This is a genomic window from Pseudoalteromonas sp. 2CM39R, assembly GCF_023161845.1.
Window position 1 is genome coordinate 61,913 of sequence record NZ_JALNTM010000004.1, and the last position, 18,820, is coordinate 80,732.

An 18,820-nucleotide genomic window follows, 5' to 3' on the forward strand; every position below is an offset into this window, starting at 1 on the left:
TCCATGGCTAAAGATTTTATATTACCCGACATTGGTGAAGGCATTGTTGAATGCGAAGTAGTCGAATGGCTGGTACAAGAAGGTGATACAGTAAAAGAAGATCAGCCTATTTGTGATGTGATGACAGACAAAGCCTTAGTGCAAATTCCTGCGGTACACGATGGGGTGATCACTAAGCTGCATTGCAAAAAAGGCGATATTGCTAAAGTGCATGCGCCATTATTTGCAATGGATGTTGCCGGGGAAGCACCCAGCGAAAAGACTGAAACATCTTCGGCACCAACATCTACTCGTGAACACTTAGAAGATTTTATCTTACCCGATATTGGTGAAGGTATTGTTGAGTGTGAAATTGTAGAGTGGTTAGTAGCAGAAGGCGATGAGATTGAAGAAGACCAAGCTGTTTGTGATGTAATGACTGATAAAGCGTTGGTACAGATACCGGCTAAATATACCGGTACTGTACAAAAGCTATATTATCAAAAAGGTGAAATTGCCAAAGTACACAGCCCGTTGTTTCAAATGACCATAGCAGGTCAAGCAGCAAAAGAAGATGTTGATGTTAATCAAGCGGTCGTAAAAGCACAAAGCAATGCAACTACCGATTCACCGGCTAAACAATCGCAACCAAAAACTGCAGTAATTAACCAAAAAGCAGTTGCCTCACCTGCGGTTAGACGTAAAGCGCGAGAGCTTGATGTAGATTTAACTTGCGTACCAGGCAGTGGTAAAAATGGTCGTATTTATAAACAAGATATTGAAGCGTTTATAAAAAATGAAGTGCCATCTGGTATGGATACTTCTGAGCTTAACAAACCACAAGCTTCTGAGAGTAAAAAAACCAGCAGTACTGAACATGCAGCGAGCACAGGTGGAACGCGAACAGAAGCGATTAAAGGCATTAAAGCGGCCATGGCAAAACAAATGGTGGCGTCGGTTTCTACTATTCCACACTTTACCTACAGTGATGAAATTGACTTAACTGATTTAATTGCACTTAGAGCTGATCTGAAAGAGCAATATAAAGCACAGGGTGTTAAGTTAACTATGATGCCGTTCTTTATTAAGGCGTTATCGTTGGCAATGAGTCAATTCCCAGTACTTAACTCAAAAGTAAATGATGATTGTAGCGAAATTACTTACTATGACGATCATAATATTGGGATTGCGGTAGATTCTAAAGTGGGCTTATTAGTGCCTAATATTAAAGCTTGTCAAACTAAAAGCATTGTAGAGGTTGCTAACAGTTTAACTCAGCTTACTGATTCTGCTCGCGAAGGGCGAGTTGCACCTGATGATTTAAAAGGTGGCACTATTAGCATTTCTAACATTGGTGCAATTGGCGGCACTATTGCAACGCCAATCATAAATAAGCCAGAAGTCGCGATTGTTGCACTTGGTAAATTACAGCACCTTCCACGCTTTGATCAGCAAGGGCAGGTAGTTTCACGTGCAATTATGCAAGTAAGTTGGTCAGGTGATCACCGTGTAATTGATGGCGGCACTATAGCGCGCTTTAATAATTTATGGAAAGAATACCTAGAACAGCCAGCTAAAATGATGATGGCAATGCGCTAATTCTTTTTGATGATTTATTAAAAAACTATTTAAAAAACCAGCATAAAGCTGGTTTTTTTCTTTAATAAATTTATATTATTAATTAAGATACAAATGTAACCAAATAGGTAACACTGTACGCCCTTTAGGGAATATAAAAAATAACATTAAGGAAATTTTATGGAACATTATATGAATGCACTGCGTAGCTACGCAGATTTTTCAGGACGTAATCGCCGCAAAGCATTTTGGATGTTTATGTTAATTAATTTGATTTTTTCGCTTTTAACAAGTGTTATAGATGGTATTACAAACACAATGTTTGTAAGCACAATATATAGCTTGGCTTTATTGATTCCTCAACTAAGTGCGGGTGCTCGCCGTCTTCACGATACTAATCGTTCAGGTTGGTGGCAATTACTGTGGCTAGTGCCAGTGATTGGCTGGATCATTTTGATTATCTTCCTAGCGCAAGACTCGCAAGAAGGTGAAAACGATCACGGTGCAAACCCTAAAGAAGTTGAACTACACACTGCTTAATTAGGTAACTTGTAAACATTTTAAGCTCAGCCATTGCTGAGCTTTTTTATGTAAAAAATTAAGTTACAAAGTAATACAGTCCATAACCAACCATCAATGCCGGTATGGCGGTATAAATTGTAGCAATAATGGCCGCTCTGGGTGCCATAGCAATAGCAGGGAAAAGCGCATCGCCATCGTTGGAGATGGCGTTCGCAGCTAAAGCACTAAACGGTATCACACCTTGAATGTATAAAGTGGTGACAATGATTTGCGGTCCACAACCGGGTAAGAAGCCAATTAATACTGCAATTAAAGGTGCTAAATAGGCATAATTTACAAACCATGTTTTTAAATCAAGACCAAACACTGTCACTAGTAGTTCAAATAATATAAAGGAGGCAACCACCCACGCAGTTACAAAATGAGTATCTTGCAGTACTTTTGTTATTTTTGAAGGCGAACTGCATACATCATCTTCTGAGGTTACTTCCTTATAGCTTTCACCTTTTGATGATAGCGCCCACATAAATACTACAAACAATGCCATTAATGCGCCAAAAAAACTGACTGCGGTCACTGTGTGCTTGCCAAATTGGCTTAAATCAATATTAAACGCCAGTACAAAAGCAATAAGTAACCCAGGAATAATAGCCATTAACCAAATAGGCTTGCTCAACTTTATTATTTTGGTTGGCAATACAGTCACTGGTTGTGTTTGCTTTTGATTGGTAGGGCATAAATAACCTGTTTTATGCAGTTTATTAACCAGTAAGCCTGTTAGCGTTCCAACGACTAAGCCTATTGCCATTATCGTTAACCCATCAGTAGGGCGGGTAGCTAATAATAAAAATGCCGCATCACCCATAGTGGCCGTTAATACCGCAACAATAGCCCCAAAGCTGGCTTGTCCCTTGGTAAATTGAGTAACCACAATGATTGCACCACCACAGCCTGGCAGCATACCTAAAAAAGCAGCAAAGCTGACCTCTAATACAGGAGACTTAGCATTTAGATAACGAAGCTCTAGTTGGGGTAAATGATCAATCGCGTAGTAGTAAATAAATAGGGTCGCAGCAACAAACACACTGACTTGAAAAAAAGCATCACTAAGTGCAGTGATTGTTATAGTGCGTAAGCTGGGCAGGGCTAAACAAACTAAAATTAACAGTGGTAAAATTAGGCGTTTATTTTGATGAAAAACACGTTTTGCAGCTGGCGAAATAACTCCCAAATGTTCTGTTAAAAACATACAGTACGACCTAATTAATAAACTAGATCGCACTGTACTATTTTATTAAATGATAATCAATATCATTTATGTGGTTGCTTGAGAACGTTTATTTACGTTGAAACTCTGAGTTTTCATTCCAAGTAGGCCATTGAGTTTGCTGTGAAATATCAAAACCTACTTTATAAAATAGTTGTAAATCTTGAACCGCACCTGATAAATCCCACTCATCACGATATCTATCACAAGGCTGGTGGTAACAACCGCGCAATACTAAACTCATACGCTTGCGATAATTAGCCGTTTCTTCGTCAAATGCTTCTGAACCACCACCGGCATACATAGCAGGTACACCCATATTGGCAAAGGCAAAGTGATCTGAGCGGTAGTAACCACCTGAAGATGGTTTAGGGTCGCCCGATACTGTTCTACCTTGCTCTTTAGCAGCCGTTGCTAATAGTTCATCCATTTGCGATTTACCAATACCCACCACACTAATATCTTTTACTTTTCCTAATAGGTTTAAGCTATCCATATTAATATTAGCAACGGTTTTATTTGCTGGAATAACCGGGTTAGCGGCGTAATATTTTGAGCCAAGCAAGCCTTGTTCTTCAGCGGTTACCGCTAAAAAGGTCATTGAGCGGTCAGGGCGTTTACCTAGTTTAGTAAAGGCTTCAGCCACTTCGATCATACCGGCTGTACCTGTCGCATTATCGTGGGCACCATTATAAATTTGATCGCCTTTACGATTTTTATCCGTTCCTAAATGATCCCAATGCGCAGAGTAAATAATATGCTCATCTGGCGTTTTACTACCAGGAAGAGTGGCAATAAAGTTATAAGATACCGATTTTTTGATGGTATTTTTTACATTCACAGTGGCAGCTAAATCGCCCATATCTACATGGTAAGCGCCTTTAGCTGCTTCTGCTTTAGCAGTATCAAAATCAAGACCTGCTTTAGTAAATAGCTCTTTTGCTACATCAACAGTAACCCAACCTTCAACAGCAACACGATCCATGTTGTTATTATCTTTTACAAAACCAAACTGCTCGCCACTCCACGAGTTCTCAACCACTGACCAAGGGTAAGAAGCAGGAGCCGTTTCATGAATGATAATAGCGCCCGCTGCACCTTGACGGCTTGCTTCTTCGTATTTATAAGTCCAGCGCCCGTAATAGGTCATGGCATCACCGGTAAATAAGTTTGGATCTTTAGTTGCAAAACCAGGATCATTTACCAGCATCACGACGGTTTTACCCTTAACATCTAGGCCTTCGTAATCATTCCAATTATATTCAGGTGCGTTAACACCGTAGCCGACAAATACCAGCTCTGAATTTTCAATCCCTTCTTGCGCACTTATACGGCTACTACCCATTACCATGTCTTTTTTGTTTTGGTAGTCTTTACCGCCAATATTAAGCACCATGTCAGAGTCTGCTTCTAATGATACAAGCGGGACTTCTTGGAAAAAACTATCACCGTTACCCGGTTCAAAGCCCAATGCAGTAAATTCTTTTGTTAAGTAGTCAAGCGTAAGCTTTTCACCTTCAGATGAAGGAGCACGACCACCAAACTCATCAGAGGCTAACACTTTTACATGCTTAGCAATTTCATCGGCTTGAATGCTGTTATAGCCTTTCGCGACATCGTCAGAAGTGATACTTGTTGTTGCACAACCCGCTAGAATCGCTGTTGTGATTAAGGTCAAAGAAAAATAACGTTTCATATTGGCTCTTTTTTTGTTCTAAGTGACCCTAGTATATGAACTTCTGTTAATTAGAACCAGTTTTTGCGGTAAACTGTCACGGATAAAAATGTACAGTAAAGGTAACAATGAAGCGTTTTACTCCCCCAGAACAATTCCAAGTAACGAGCCTAAACACAGGGGCATTTGCTCACTTACGTCAGCTGTTTAAAATTCATCAACAAACAGACTGGCCAGAACCTGCGTATTTTGCCCCGTACTTAAATGCCATAAACGCAAATAATCTCCCCGTTCGTTTTATCGATGATGCAAAGGTTGACTTTGCTGAGCGCTATTATGAACAAGTTATTTTTGAAACTGGGGAAGTGCCTACTCGCCAGCAAAATTGGCATGATCTGTTTGGTGGTTTTATTTGGTGTTTATTCCCAAAAACAAAAGCCCTAATCAATCAGCGTCATGTAGATGAAATAGCTGTGCATGGTTTAAAACAACGCAGTAAACATCGTAACGCATTAACCCTGTTTGACGAGTGTGGCGTAGTTTTAGCTATTAGTGACTCTAATTGGAAAGCATGCTTAAGAGACCATCAATGGAAAACAGCATTTATAACGCAAAGAGAGCAGTGGGGTAAAACTATAGCGCCATTCATGTTTGGCCACGCTAATTACGAAATGTTGACCAAACCTTATATTGGGCTCACAGGCAAAGCATTATTTGTGAATGTACCCGATGAAATATTTTGTAAAGATTTAGTAACGCAATATCAGTACCTAGATAAGCAACTTTATGAGATGATTAAAAATGATGATTGTTTAGCCGATAATAAACAGCTTTCACCCTTACCCTTATTAGGTGTTCCTGGTTGGTGTGAGGAGAATAACAATTCATCATTTTACGACAACACGGACTATTTTAGACCGAAACGAAGGACACGAAAATGATAGAAGTCACCGCGCTTAAGAAGAAGTTTAAGCTCACCAAAGATCATAAAAAAAATAAAATAGATGAAGTAGACCCACGCGAAGATAAAGACTTTTTTCATTCAGTAAAAAATGTCAGCTTTAGCTGTGCAAAAGGCGAAGTATTGGGGCTGTTAGGGCCTAATGGCGCGGGTAAAACCACCACCTTAAGAATGATTTCAACCGCATTAAAACCGGATGATGGCAGTATTACTATTGCTGGAAATGACATAATTAAAAAGCCACTCATTGGGCGTAAATCTATCGGGTTTTTGTCTGGCTCTACTGGTTTATATGGCCGTTTAACGGTAAAAGAAAATATCGAATATTTTGCAAAGCTACATGGCATGAGCAAGCAGGCAATCAAGGCACGCTGTGAAGAGTTATTTACCTTACTCGATATGCATAAATTTATTGATAAACGTGCTGAAAACTTATCAACCGGTATGAAGCAAAAAGCCAACATTGCGCGTGCTGTGGTGCATCATCCAGACGTTGTTATTCTTGATGAGCCAACTACCGGGCTTGATATTATGACTACGCAAACAGTGATTAACTTTATTAAAGGCTTAAAAGCACAAGGCACTCCGGTTATTTTCTCAACGCACCATTTAGATGAAGTTGCGCTTTTATGTGACCGTGTAGCGGTTATTAATGAAGGGGTAAGTTGTTTTGATGGCACTCTAGCTGAATTTAAACAAGCAGGTAACAGCGAAGAATTAAACCAAGCGTTTATGAACATATTAACGGAGAAGCAAGATGTTTGAAGTTTTTAAAAAGGAATTAACCGAGCTGCTACGCGATAAAAAAACTTTGTTATTCGTGGTGGTATTTCCGATTGTGGTTTTTCCGTTGTTATTTGCTGTGGTTGCGTTTATCTCTTCTCAAGCTGCGCTTGATGCAGAGCAAAAGGTAAATACCTATGCAATTATCAATGGCGACTTTGCCCCAGAATTTACTGATAAAGTGTTTTATCATAAAAGCTTTGAATTATATAAAGGCGATAAAACCTTTAATAGTGTTGAGGAGCTAAAAGCAGGGGTAACTGCTGGCGATATCGACATGGGGATATACTTACCAAGCGATGCAGTAAAAACATTAAATGATAAAAAGCAAAGTGAATGGCAAGTTGTATTTAATGATTCAAAATCAATTAACTTCTTATTTGAGCGAGTAAAAGAGCTTGCTAAAGAGTACAGCGATACACTTCAAGAAAGTAAACTATTGAGCTTTGGTATTGATAAAAGCGCTCAGCAATCTATTTTAAAGCCAATTAATGTGGTTAAAGTTGATACTGCAGACAAACGTGAAAACTTAGGTGAAAAAGTAGGTGGGTTTTTACCTTATTTACTTATCCCGTTAGTACTGATGGGGGCAACTTACCCAGCAATTGATTTAGGCGCTGGCGAAAAAGAGCGTGGTACTTTAGAAACCTTACTACTTACCCCCATTACTCGTACTGAGCTAGTATTGGGTAAATTTATTACTCTACTCACAACTTCAATCGCATCAACTACTATCACCGTCATTAGTATGGGGTGTTGGATTGCATTAGCACTGGCATTTGCTGATCTAGAGTTTATTAAAGCCGCATTTAGTACATTAGGCATTTCTGACTTACTGATGATTTTTGTATTATTATTACCAATTGCAGCTATTTTTTCTGCATTAGCATTGGCTATATCAATCTATGCACGTTCGTTTAAAGAAGCGCAAAATTACATGACGCCATTAAGTATGGTGGTATTTTTCCCAATTATTATCTCTATTATGCCTAATATGGAACTGACCGCTAAAACAGCCTTTATTCCGGTTACTAACGTCGCCTTAGCGATTAAAGAAATTATTAAAGGCACAGTCGATTACACGCTGGTGGGATTAATATTTTTGGCTACGGCACTGATAGCCGGTGCACTATTGGCATTTTGTGTTAAGTGGTTTAACCGCGAAGACGTGTTGTTTAGATAACCATCTAAATTGCAAAGTAAAAAAAAAGGTCGCACAGCGACCTTTTTTTATAAATTATTAATTATGAGACAGTGCTATTTGCTTAATTTAAGCTCTGTGTTTGAAAATTACTAGATAAGCAATCAATAAAAAACCGCTGTATGAAAAACCATACAGCGGTTTTTTAATTAACTTTAAGCTTATGCGTTAAATTGCGCTTTAATAGTTTCAATTGCGCTATCGATATCAATCATAAGTTTTTCACCGGTGCGACGGTTTTTAAGTTCTACCTTATTCTCATCAAGGTTACGCTCACCAATGACAAGCGTGTAAGGTACACCAAGTAATTCCATGTCGTTAAACATAACACCAGGGCGCTCTTTACGGTCATCAAATAACACGTCCAAACCTGCATCTTTTAAACCTTGATAGAGGTTATTAGCAATATCAGGAATACGATGCGATTTATGCATATTCATTGGCACAATTGCTAAATCGAAAGGAGCTATAGCTTTAGGCCATGTAATACCGTATTGATCGTTATTTTGCTCAATAGCTGCAGCAACAATACGTGATACACCAATTCCATAACAGCCCATAGTCATTATTTGGTTTTTACCTGACTCGCTTAGTACACCTGCTTTTAATGCTTCTGAGTACTTAGTACCTAGCTGGAAAATATGACCCACTTCAATACCGCGCTTAATTTGTAACGTGCCTTGACCACACGGGCTAGGATCGCCTTCTACAATATTACGGATATCAGCAACTTCGTAGTTTGTTACGTCGCGATCCCAGTTAATACCGCTAAAGTGCTCATCATCATTATTGGCACCGGCTACAAAATCAGCCATTACATCCGCTGTTCTATCAACAATAATAGGCATGTTCAAGCCAACTGGGCCTAAAGAGCCTGGTTTTGCGCCAATGGCAGCAACAATATCTGCTTCGGTTGCCATTTCAAGTGGAGAATCAACCAATGGGTGCTTTTCAGCTTTGAGTTCATTAAGTTCGTGATCGCCACGCAGTACTAATGCAACAAGCCCGCGTACGCCGTCTTCATTAGGAGTACCATAAACCACTAATGTTTTAACACCGCGATGGGGTTTTACGCCATAGTGTTTTTTAAGCTCATTAATTGTTTTAGCATCAGGCGTTGGGAATGCTTTTAACTCTTTGCTTGCTTGTGGGCGAGCTTCAGTTGGCGCTAATGCTTCGGCTTTTTCAATATTAGCGGCGTAGTCGCTGGCATCACTAAAAGCAATGGCATCTTCGCCAGATTCAGCAAGTACATGGAACTCATGCGATACACTACCGCCAATAGAGCCTGTATCTGCAATTACTGGGCGGTAATCTAAGCCTAAACGTTCAAAAATATTACAGTAGGCTTTGTGCATTACTTGATACGTTGCATCTAAACATTCATCGGTTAAATGGAATGAGTAGGCATCTTTCATAGTAAATTCACGGGCACGCATAACACCAAAACGTGGGCGACGTTCGTCACGTACTTTAGTTTGTACTTGGTACAAAGTAATTGGTAGTTGTTTGTAGCTGTTAATTTCTTTACGAACAAAATCGGTGATCACTTCTTCATGGGTAGGGCCCATGGCAAATTCACGATTATGACGGTCGGTAAAGCGCATTAACTCAGGACCAAACTCACTCCAGCGGCCAGACTCTTCCCATAAATCAGCAGGCTGAATAACAGGCATAAGCATTTCAATTGCGCCGGCTTTATCCATTTCTTCGCGTACTATGTTTTCTACTTTTCTTAGCACACGTAAGCCAGAGGGAAGCCAAGTGTATAAACCCGAAGCGACGCGACGGATCATTCCGGCTCTAAGCATTAATTGATGCGAGACAATTTCCGCATCGGATGGCGTTTCTTTAAGTGTAGCGAGTATATATTGACTAGTACGCATGTTTTTTCCGAAATAGAGTGATATGTTCTTTTAATTAAGGCGCTCAGTTTACCAGCGGTTGCATTGACACTAAAGCGCTAAGTGATTTTTTATCGAATTTTATAGCCATAGCAGGGCTTTAAAGTTAGCTTAACTGAGCTCAATATGAGTAACCAGATGATGAGAATCAGTCACTTGCCAGGTAATATTGTATTCATACAAATTCATACCATAGCTTTGCACGCCTTGTTTTTGCTTTTTATAGGCAGGGCGCGGATCTTGTTTTAGCACATTACTAATAAACGCTTGTAGCTCAGGATAGTGACTTTGTTTATTTATAAATTCTATAGCCTGTTGGCTAAACTCAACACTCATTTGAGTCTCTGGGCGCGTATCGGCAAATCCAGCGCTTGCATCGGGTAATGAGTCTGAATAGGGTAAATAAGGTTTTATATCTACGATGGGTGTGCCATCAAGTAAATCAATACCGGCGAGCAATAACGCCAACTGACCGTTTTTATACTCAATTCCCTCTAACTTTACTGCACTCATGCCAATGGCATTTGGACGAAAAGTTGCTCGAGTAGCAAACACGCCTTTACGCTCATTACCGCCAAGGCGCGGCGGGCGAACCATTGCTGAATAGCCTTTATCAGCAGTTTCATGAAAACGAAATAACAGCCAAATATGGCTAAATTCATCTAATCCGCGAACAAATTCTTCACGATTAAATTCTTTGGCAAAAATCAGTTTAGCTTTAGCCTCGGGTACTAATCTAGGTTGCCTAGGAATGGCAAATTTTTGTTTATACGGAGATTGAATATGGCCAATAGCCGAAATTTGATAATCGCTCATAATGCTCGGTTATAGAAAAAATAGAGCGTTATTCTACCTTTTATTGACGTTGCTGGCATTAGCTTAATTTGGGGATATTTTATTTTTAGACTAATAGGTTTAAATGTGAAAAAAAAAGGTAAGGCTAAAAATAGCCTTACCTAATGTTTTAACAATTAAGCTATTATTAAAACATGTATTGGAATGATACTGACGCAACATCCATTTCTGGATCAATATCATCTTCTAATTCGTAACGCTCATACTCTAAACGCACTTGCATATTGGTTGTAAATGCATATTCAATACCTGCACCGTAAAATACGTCGCCGCCATCTTGAGATGCGCTTACGCTGCCAACTGGAAGTTCTTGAGTAACTTCTGCATCCCATTCAAACCAACCACCTTTTGCATAAACAGAAAAATCTTCAGTAATAGGCGCTGCAAAACGTGCTGCTAACGATACGCCATCAATTTCAGCTTTGCTGTCTATATCACTCACTTCATCAAAATTTTGATAAGCAAGCTCAAGACTTAAATGTTCATTAAATTGGGTACCAATGTAACCTTTTAACATTTGCGCGTCGTCATCAAAGTCGGTGTCGTTTTCGCTATCTTCAAACTGAAATGAATATTGGCCATAACCAATACCAGTGTAAATACGCGGAGAGTCCATGTCGGTAACATCAGCTTGTGCCGCTGAATTAAAACCCAGTGTTGCTAAAGCAAGTGCAGAAAGAGAAAGTGTTTTAATCATTATATAGCTCCTTTAAAAAGTAATATCGATGAATTATTTCATCAAACGTCGATTTACTAATTGCAGTGAGCGTGCCAAGTATTATTTAGCCTAATATTTAGTCTTTATGTGTGTTTGTTAAGCTATTATGGTGTTTTTGGCACGCAAAACAATCAGGTGTTCAGCGTGCAGTTAATCCATAAAAATTAAAAAATTGTAGCTTTTACAAGTTGTTGTAGTTTCTACATACCTATAAAAGTAACTAAATTAAACTTTATCTAATAAGTTTTCTGTTTCGATGGCTATTTGCTTCATTTTAATTGCGTAGTTCTCAAGCTTTTTGTCTTCGTCGGTAACCGATTTAAATTCTGGTACCGCCACAGGGTAACCCGTTTCATCCATAGCAACAAAGCTAATAACACAGTGATTGGTTTCAACTAAGTTTTGCGTTTTCGGGTCGCCACAGCGAACTTGAATAAAAATTTGCATGCTGGTTTTGCCGGTGTGTGCAATTTTTGCTTCAACCTCAACAATTTGGCCAACTAAGATAGGACGGCTAAACTTAACGCCCGCAACCGATACTGTTACACAGTAATGGCCGCTCCAGCCCGCAGCACAGGCATAACCCGCTTGGTCAATCCACTTCATGACCACACCGCCATGCACCTTACCACCAAAATTTACATCGGTTGGTTCTGCTAAAAAACGAAAAATTACACTCGACGACGCCATAACACACTCTCATTCATTCATATTACTTAACAGCATAGCGCAAAAAAGGGGCCGAAGCCCCTGCAATTTAGGATAAGTTTATAATTTCTATAGAAAGGTTGTTACATATTGGGATAGTTAGGGCCACCAGCACCTTCGGGAGTTACCCAGGTAATATTTTGGCTCGGATCTTTAATATCACAGGTTTTACAATGCACACAGTTTTGCGCGTTGATCACAAAGGATTGCTCGCCTTCTACTTCTTGTACTTCGTAAACGCCGGCAGGGCAGTAGCGCTGTGCTGGCTCGTCAAATTTAACTAAGTTAACGTTAATCGGAATTGATGCATCTTTTAGTTTTAAGTGACACGGCTGCGATTCTTCATGATTGGTATTAGATAAAAACACTGAAGAAAGCTTATCAAAACTGAGTTTGCCATCAGGCTTAGGGTAGTTAATTTTTTCAGCTTGGTTAGCGTCTTTTAAAGTTGCATGATCAGGTACGTTATCTTTAAAACTAAACGGTAGGGCACCCTTAAATATATTTTGATCAAGCGTGTTATATGCGCCGCCTGCAAATTTACCTAAGGTATGCATAGCAGGGCCAAAATTACGAGACTGATACAGCTCTTTAAACGCCCATGACTTTTTAAACTCATCGCTATACTGGGTTAAATCAGTATTGGCTAAATTGTTTTGTAGCGCATTAAAAATAACTTCAGCGGCTATCATGCCTGACTTCATAGCCGTATGGTTGCCTTTAATTTTTGCAAAGTTAAGCGTGCCTGCATCACAGCCCACTAGCAAGCCACCCGGGAAGTGCATTTTTGGTAATGAATGTAAACCGCCTTTAGCAATAGCACGTGCACCGTAAGCAATGCGTTCTCCACCTTCAAGCGTATTTTTGAAAATAGGGTGATGTTTTAATCGTTGAAATTCATCAAACGGGCTTAAGTGTGGGTTTGAGTAATTTAAATCAACAATTAACCCCACAACCACTTGGTTGTTTTCGCTATGATACATAAAGGCGCCACCGCCAGTGTCGCCACTTAATGGCCAACCGGTTCCGTGTACAACTTTACCCAATTGATGTTTAGATTCATCAATTTGCCAAATTTCTTTAAAACCTAAACCATAATGCTGTGGTGAACTTTCATCGTCTAAAGCAAACTGATTGATCAGTTGCTTACCTAGATGACCACGACAGCCCTCAGCAAATACTGTGTACTTAGCGCGTAGCTCCATACCTGGCATGTAACCGTCTTTTTCATTGCCATTTTTATCTACACCCATATCGCCAGTAATGATGCCTTTTACAACATCATCTTCAATAATGACTGAATGCGCACTAAAGCCTGGAAATATTTCTACTCCAAGATTTTCTGCTTGCTCTGCTAACCAGCGACATACATTACCCATAGAAACAATGTAGTTACCCTTGTTATGAAATGTATTTGGTGTAGCAAAGTGAGGAATTGAGGTTGCTTTATGTTCGTTGTTAAACCAGTAAATCTCATCATTTACCACCTTAGTCGAAACAGGAGCGCCGAGTTCCTGCCAATTTGGCAGTAATTCGTCAAGTGCTTTGGTTTCAAAAACGGCACCTGATAATACATGTGCACCAACTTCTGAGCCTTTTTCAACTACACATATCATGCACTCTTGTTGTTTTTCTTGTGCTTGCTGCGCGAGTTTAATTGCTGTTGAAAGCCCCGCTGGACCTGCCCCTACAACTACAACATCAAATTCCATGGTTTCGCGTTCAATCATAATAACCTCTTTATCTATGACGGACTCACCTTTGCATTATTTGGCAAAAAGTAAGCTAAGCAACCTGTTTCTTTGTTATGCAAATTAATCGTTACAGGTTGTGAATAGTTTAAGGTTATTTTAGGTTGACGTTTACGTCAACAGGAAGTAGTCTGATTTCATAAAATAAATAGGTTGACGTAGACGTTAGCTTATAGGTTTAAATAATTATGGAGTCCCTATGAAAGTTCTCGTACCAATAAAAAGAGTGATCGACTACAACGTAAAAGCTCGCGTTAAACCTGACAACAGCGGTGTTGATTTAACTAACGTTAAAATGGCCATGAACCCATTTTGTGAAATTGCTGTAGAAGAAGCGATTCGTTTAAAAGAAGCGCGTACTGCAACCGAAGTAGTTGTTGTTACTATTGGCGCTAAAGCCTCTCAAGAACAATTACGTACAGCACTAGCTTTGGGCGCAGATAAAGCGATTCATGTTGAAACAGAGCAAAACTTAGAGTCCATACATATAGCAAAATTGCTTGCCAAAGTAGTTGAACAAGAATCGCCTGAACTGGTTATTTTAGGAAAACAGTCAATCGATTCTGATAATAATCAAACAGGTCAAATGCTAGCGGCGCTGACTAACCGTGGTCAAGGTACGTTTGCTTCTAAAGTGGTTATTGAAAATGACAAAGTAAATGTCACTCGTGAAGTAGATGGTGGTTTACAAACCGTTGCACTTAATTTACCCGCAATAGTCACCACCGATTTACGTTTGAATGAGCCACGTTATGCGTCGCTACCTAATATTATGAAAGCCAAACGTAAGCCGTTAGAAGTTATTGCGGCTGATTCGCTAGGTGTAGATTTAGCCCCGCGTATTGAATTGGTCAGTGTAGAAGAGCCTGCAAAACGTAGCGGCGGGATTATTGTTGAAGATGTTGCACAGCTTGTAGAAAAACTTAAAACAGAGGCAAAGGTGATTTAAATGAAAACTCTTGTAATTGCAGAGCACGATAACGGTGCCTTAAAACCAGAAACCTCAAAAACGATTAATGCCGCTAAAAAATTAGGCTTTGACGTAGATGTATTATTAGCAGGCATAAACCTTGGCGCCATGAGTGAGTCACTCGCGAGCATTGAGGGTGTTGCGAATGTTTTACTTGCTGATAATGCAGTTTATGAGCATCAACTTGCTGAAAGTATGACAGATCTAGTGTTATCACTTGCAGATAGTTATAGCCATATTGTGGCAAGTGCAACTACTACAGGTAAAAACTTTATGCCGCGTGTTGCCGCATTATTAGATGTAGCGCAAATTTCAGAAATTATTGACGTAATTGACGCAGATACATTTAAACGTCCAATTTACGCGGGTAATGCTATTGCAACGGTTAAATCGCTCGATAGTAAAAAAGTGATCACAGTACGTGCAAGTAGCTTTGATTTACAAGGCGAGCAAGCTCCAGCTAATGTAACCGCTGTAGATGCAGTCTCTGATTCACAGTTAAGCAGTTTTGTTAGTGTTGAACAAACTGAATCAGAGCGTCCAGAGCTAACGGCTGCAGATGTGGTTATTTCGGGTGGTCGTGGTATGCAAAATGGTGAAAATTTTGCATTATTAAATGGCATTGCCGATAAACTCGGTGCCGCTATTGGTGCATCACGTGCAGCGGTTGACGCGGGCTTTGTGCCTAACGATATGCAAGTAGGGCAAACAGGTAAAATTGTCGCGCCTAATTTATATATTGCCGTGGGTATTAGTGGTGCCATTCAGCATCTTGCGGGTATGAAAGATTCAAAAGTTATTGTTGCCATTAATAAAGACCCTGATGCGCCAATATTCCAAGTAGCTGATTACGGTTTAGTTGCTGACTTATTTGATGTTTTACCACAGTTAGAGCAAGCACTATAAAGGACAGCAATAAACCGCTCCTAAAGTAACAAATTCTGATTTAAAGCCGCCGTTTCATTATTGATTCTGCGGCTTTTTTAATTCAACAACTCCACTTATCTAAATTACTTGCGATTTAAGTTTTTTTACTACAAAGTGACAGCGTTGTCATTTGTAGAAATACAAATTATTAAATAGGAGCCAAAATGACAAGGTATAAAGCACTTGATGCTATGCGTGGGCTAACCATAGCGTTAATGATACTGGTAAACACGCCGGGATCGTGGTCCCATGTGTATGCCCCTTTACTTCATGCAGATTGGCATGGCTGTACCCCTACGGATGTAATTTTTCCGTTTTTTATGTTTATTATTGGCTCTGCGATGTTTTTTTCGTTCAAAAAAACTAACAGTGCAGCCAGTACTAGCCAAGTATTAAGACTAGTTAAACGTGGAGCAATTATATTTGCCATTGGTCTAGCTTTAAATATTTATCCCTTTACTACCAATATTGAAAACTTGAGAATATTAGGTGTACTACAACGTATAGGGATAGCCTATATTTTAGCGTCTATCTGTGTGTTGTTTTTAAATAAGCGAGGGGTGTTAACGCTATCGGTTATTATCTTAGTTGCTTATTGGTTATTACTGTTAAGCGTTGGCGCTGAAAACGCTTATACACTCGAACATAACCTAGTTAGAGCGGTTGATATTGCCGTACTAGGTGAGTCGCATTTATGGCAAGGCAAAGGGCTCGCATTTGATCCAGAAGGTCTCATCAGTACGTTACCCGCTGTGGTGAGTGTATTATTTGGTTTTGAAGTAACGCGCATGTTAACGAGCACAAGTTGCCAGTGGGCAAGCATTAAACGGCTTTTAGTTATTGGTGCAGTTGCAGTTGTTATCGGGCAATTAAGCTCAATGGTGATGCCAATTAATAAATCACTTTGGACCAGTAGCTTTGTTATTTACACATCAGGTATTGCCTGTATTGTGTTGGCATTTTTTGTTTGGCTTTGTGACATTGTTAAACCTGAGCGCCTTGTTAATCCATTAATTGTGTATGGGTCAAACCCACTGTTTATATATGTATTATCAGCTGTGTGGGTACTGAGCTATTCACTGATTAATATTGGAGAGCTAAACTTAGGGGATTGGATGTATCAGCAACTCGCCTTGGTTATGAGCGCTAAATTGGCATCGTTCACCTTTGCTTTATTGCATGTTATTGGCTTTTGGGTAATTTCGAATATGCTTTATAAACGAAAAATATTTATAAAGATTTAGTATTTATAACAATTTGCTTCCCTAAGCGGGAGGCTAATTGTTCAAGTATTTATGCACATTAATATATCAGACAATAAAAAACCAACCCGCGGGTTGGTTTTTTTATTTAACGTTACAAAGCTTAGCTTAGTACGTTGCGCTGCCTTTGGTACGTGGGAACGCAATAACATCACGTACGTTACCCATACCGGTAACATAAGCAACTAAGCGCTCAAACCCTAAACCAAAGCCAGAGTGTGGCACGCTACCGTATTTACGTAGATCGCGGTACCAGCTGTAGTCTTCTTTGTTTAAGCCCATCTCTTCAAGGCGTGCATCTAATACATCAAGACGCTCTTCACGTTGTGAACCACCAATGATCTCACCAATACCTGGTGCTACTACGTCCATAGCAGCAACAGTTTTGCCGTCTTCGTTTTGGCGCATGTAGAATGCTTTAATATCACGCGGGTAGTTTTTAATAACAACCGGTGCTTTAAAGTGTTCTTCAGCTAGGTAGCGCTCGTGCTCAGACTGTAAATCTACACCCCATTCAACGTCGTACTCAAATTTCTTGCCACACGCTTTTAAAATCTCTACAGCATCGGTGTAGTCAACTTGGGCAAAGTCTTTTTCAACAAATTCCTCTAAACGGCTAATGGCTGTTTTTTCAACACGTAATGCGAAAAATTCCATGTCGTCACGGCGTTCTTCTAATACAGCTTTAAATACATACTTAAGCATGTTTTCAGCCAGTTTTGCGATATCTTCTAAATCAGCAAACGCAACTTCTGGCTCTACCATCCAAAATTCAGCTAAGTGGCGAGATGTATTTGAATTTTCTGCACGGAACGTAGGACCAAAGGTGTAAATTTTTGACATAGCTGATGCATATGTTTCACCGTTTAGCTGGCCAGATACCGTTAGAAAGGCTTCTTTGCCAAAAAAGTCTTCGCTGTAATCAATCTCGCCTTTGTCCGTCATTGGCAGATTTTGCATATCAAGCGTTGATACACGGAACATCTCACCTGCGCCTTCACAGTCACTTGCAGTAATAATTGGCGTGCTGATCCAGTAAAACCCTTGCTCATGGTAAAAGCGGTGGATTGCTTGTGCTAAACAGTTACGGACACGTGTTACTGCGCCAATCATATTAGTGCGAGGGCGAAGGTGAGCGTGTTCACGTAAATACTCAATGCTGTGGCGTTTAGCCGACATTGGGTAGGTGTCTGGGTTTTCAACCCAACCTAACACAGTTACTGAGTTAGCTTGAATTTCGAAAGATTGACCTTGTCCTGCTGATTGTACTAATACACCGGTAACCGACACAGAACAGCCTGCTGTTAAGCTTGTAACTTCATCATAATTATTCAGTGAATTAGGAACTACCGCTTGAATAGGATCAAAACACGAACCGTCATGAACGGCTAAAAATGATATTCCTGCTTTTGAATCGCGGCGTGTACGGATCCAGCCTTTAATGGTTACTTGGCTGTCTACCGCAACATTGCCTTTTAATAGCTCTGAAATCGCTAAATGGCTCATCTTCACTCCAATGATATAAGTTGCCTAACTATATAAATTAACTGTGCGTTACTCGTGCTATTTAGCATTTGAGGTCACTGCACTTGAACCTTGTATAATACCTAGTAAAGTAAAATAAAAAAACTGTTGTGGGCAACTCTTTAAAAGTTTTTAGTGGTACGTTGTTTTTTTAACCAATTTTTACAGTTAAATAACCACTATTACCATTTGTTGCTCTGAAATTTCATCAATTTGTGGCATTATTAGTAAATAA

Annotated in this window: 16 protein-coding genes; 8 read left to right on the plus strand and 8 right to left on the minus strand. The window is 39.7% G+C overall.

The genetic code is table 11. The annotated features are described in order from the left end of the window. Positions 1-3: 3 nt before the first annotated feature. Together MTF66_RS10640 and MTF66_RS10645 are read left to right on the plus strand one after the other, a co-directional pair. Complete coding sequence (locus tag MTF66_RS10640) at positions 4-1,578, plus strand: dihydrolipoyllysine-residue acetyltransferase (RefSeq protein WP_138621925.1); 1,575 nt, start codon at positions 4-6, stop codon at positions 1,576-1,578. Positions 1,579-1,737: 159 nt separating this feature from the next. Next, a complete protein-coding gene (locus tag MTF66_RS10645; RefSeq protein ID WP_010390103.1) occupies positions 1,738-2,097 on the plus strand; it encodes a DUF805 domain-containing protein in 360 nt (119 codons plus the stop codon). 58 nt (positions 2,098-2,155) lie between these two features. Here MTF66_RS10645 and MTF66_RS10650 read toward each other — a convergent pair whose 3' ends face one another. Continuing rightward, complete coding sequence (locus MTF66_RS10650) at positions 2,156-3,328, minus strand: putative manganese transporter (protein WP_138621927.1); 1,173 nt, start codon at positions 3,326-3,328, stop codon at positions 2,156-2,158. A gap of 88 nt (positions 3,329-3,416) precedes the next feature. Next, the gene (locus MTF66_RS10655) at positions 3,417-5,042 is read right to left on the minus strand and encodes a M28 family metallopeptidase (protein WP_248527209.1); all 1,626 of its coding nucleotides are present in this window, start codon (positions 5,040-5,042) and stop codon (positions 3,417-3,419) included. 107 nt (positions 5,043-5,149) lie between these two features. Between MTF66_RS10655 and MTF66_RS10660 the strand changes: the two genes are divergently transcribed. The 3 genes from MTF66_RS10660 to MTF66_RS10670 are packed head-to-tail and all read left to right on the plus strand — an operon-like array spanning position 5,150 to position 7,948. Then, positions 5,150-5,962, plus strand: a complete 813-nt coding sequence (locus MTF66_RS10660) for a DUF3025 domain-containing protein (protein ID WP_138621929.1) — start codon at positions 5,150-5,152, stop codon at positions 5,960-5,962. Further along, entirely contained in the window at positions 5,959-6,747 is a 789-nt protein-coding gene (locus MTF66_RS10665) for an ABC transporter ATP-binding protein (protein ID WP_075169185.1), read from the plus strand. Before MTF66_RS10660 ends, MTF66_RS10665 begins: the two co-directional genes overlap by 4 nt. Beyond that, positions 6,740-7,948 (plus strand): ABC transporter permease, encoded by a 1,209-nt coding sequence (locus MTF66_RS10670; protein WP_138621933.1) that lies wholly within the window; start codon positions 6,740-6,742, stop codon positions 7,946-7,948. The genes MTF66_RS10665 and MTF66_RS10670 overlap by 8 nt, the downstream gene beginning before the upstream one ends. Positions 7,949-8,127: 179 nt before the next feature. On the opposite strand, the gene MTF66_RS10675 is transcribed toward MTF66_RS10670, so the two are convergent. The 5 genes from MTF66_RS10675 to MTF66_RS10695 form a co-directional block, all read right to left on the minus strand. Next, positions 8,128-9,852: a proline--tRNA ligase gene (locus tag MTF66_RS10675; protein ID WP_138621935.1), complete on the minus strand. Its 1,725-nt coding sequence runs from the start codon at positions 9,850-9,852 to the stop codon at positions 8,128-8,130. A gap of 129 nt (positions 9,853-9,981) precedes the next feature. Beyond that, the gene (gene tsaA, locus MTF66_RS10680; protein WP_138621937.1) at positions 9,982-10,686 is read right to left on the minus strand and encodes a tRNA (N6-threonylcarbamoyladenosine(37)-N6)-methyltransferase TrmO; all 705 of its coding nucleotides are present in this window, start codon (positions 10,684-10,686) and stop codon (positions 9,982-9,984) included. Positions 10,687-10,852: 166 nt separating this feature from the next. Beyond that, the gene (locus MTF66_RS10685; protein WP_138621940.1) at positions 10,853-11,422 is read right to left on the minus strand and encodes an outer membrane beta-barrel protein; all 570 of its coding nucleotides are present in this window, start codon (positions 11,420-11,422) and stop codon (positions 10,853-10,855) included. Positions 11,423-11,668: 246 nt separating this feature from the next. After that, positions 11,669-12,133, minus strand: a complete 465-nt coding sequence (locus MTF66_RS10690) for an acyl-CoA thioesterase (RefSeq protein WP_008113812.1) — start codon at positions 12,131-12,133, stop codon at positions 11,669-11,671. Positions 12,134-12,234: 101 nt separating this feature from the next. Continuing rightward, complete coding sequence (locus MTF66_RS10695; RefSeq protein ID WP_138621942.1) at positions 12,235-13,881, minus strand: electron transfer flavoprotein-ubiquinone oxidoreductase; 1,647 nt, start codon at positions 13,879-13,881, stop codon at positions 12,235-12,237. Positions 13,882-14,101: 220 nt separating this feature from the next. Between MTF66_RS10695 and MTF66_RS10700 the strand changes: the two genes are divergently transcribed. The 3 genes from MTF66_RS10700 (at position 14,102) to MTF66_RS10710 (ending at position 17,043) form a co-directional block, all read left to right on the plus strand. Then, on the plus strand, positions 14,102-14,851 hold the full coding sequence (locus MTF66_RS10700) for an electron transfer flavoprotein subunit beta/FixA family protein (RefSeq protein WP_138621944.1): 750 nt from the start codon (positions 14,102-14,104) through the stop codon (positions 14,849-14,851). Then, the gene (locus tag MTF66_RS10705; RefSeq protein WP_008113818.1) at positions 14,852-15,778 is read left to right on the plus strand and encodes an electron transfer flavoprotein subunit alpha/FixB family protein; all 927 of its coding nucleotides are present in this window, start codon (positions 14,852-14,854) and stop codon (positions 15,776-15,778) included. It abuts the gene before it with no gap. 185 nt (positions 15,779-15,963) lie between these two features. After that, positions 15,964-17,043: an acyltransferase family protein gene (locus MTF66_RS10710; protein WP_138621946.1), complete on the plus strand. Its 1,080-nt coding sequence runs from the start codon at positions 15,964-15,966 to the stop codon at positions 17,041-17,043. Positions 17,044-17,169: 126 nt separating this feature from the next. Here MTF66_RS10710 and asnS read toward each other — a convergent pair whose 3' ends face one another. Beyond that, positions 17,170-18,567, minus strand: coding sequence for an asparagine--tRNA ligase (asnS, locus tag MTF66_RS10715; RefSeq protein WP_008113822.1), 1,398 nt, complete (start codon positions 18,565-18,567; stop codon positions 17,170-17,172). Between the last annotated feature and the right edge of the window lie 253 nt (positions 18,568-18,820).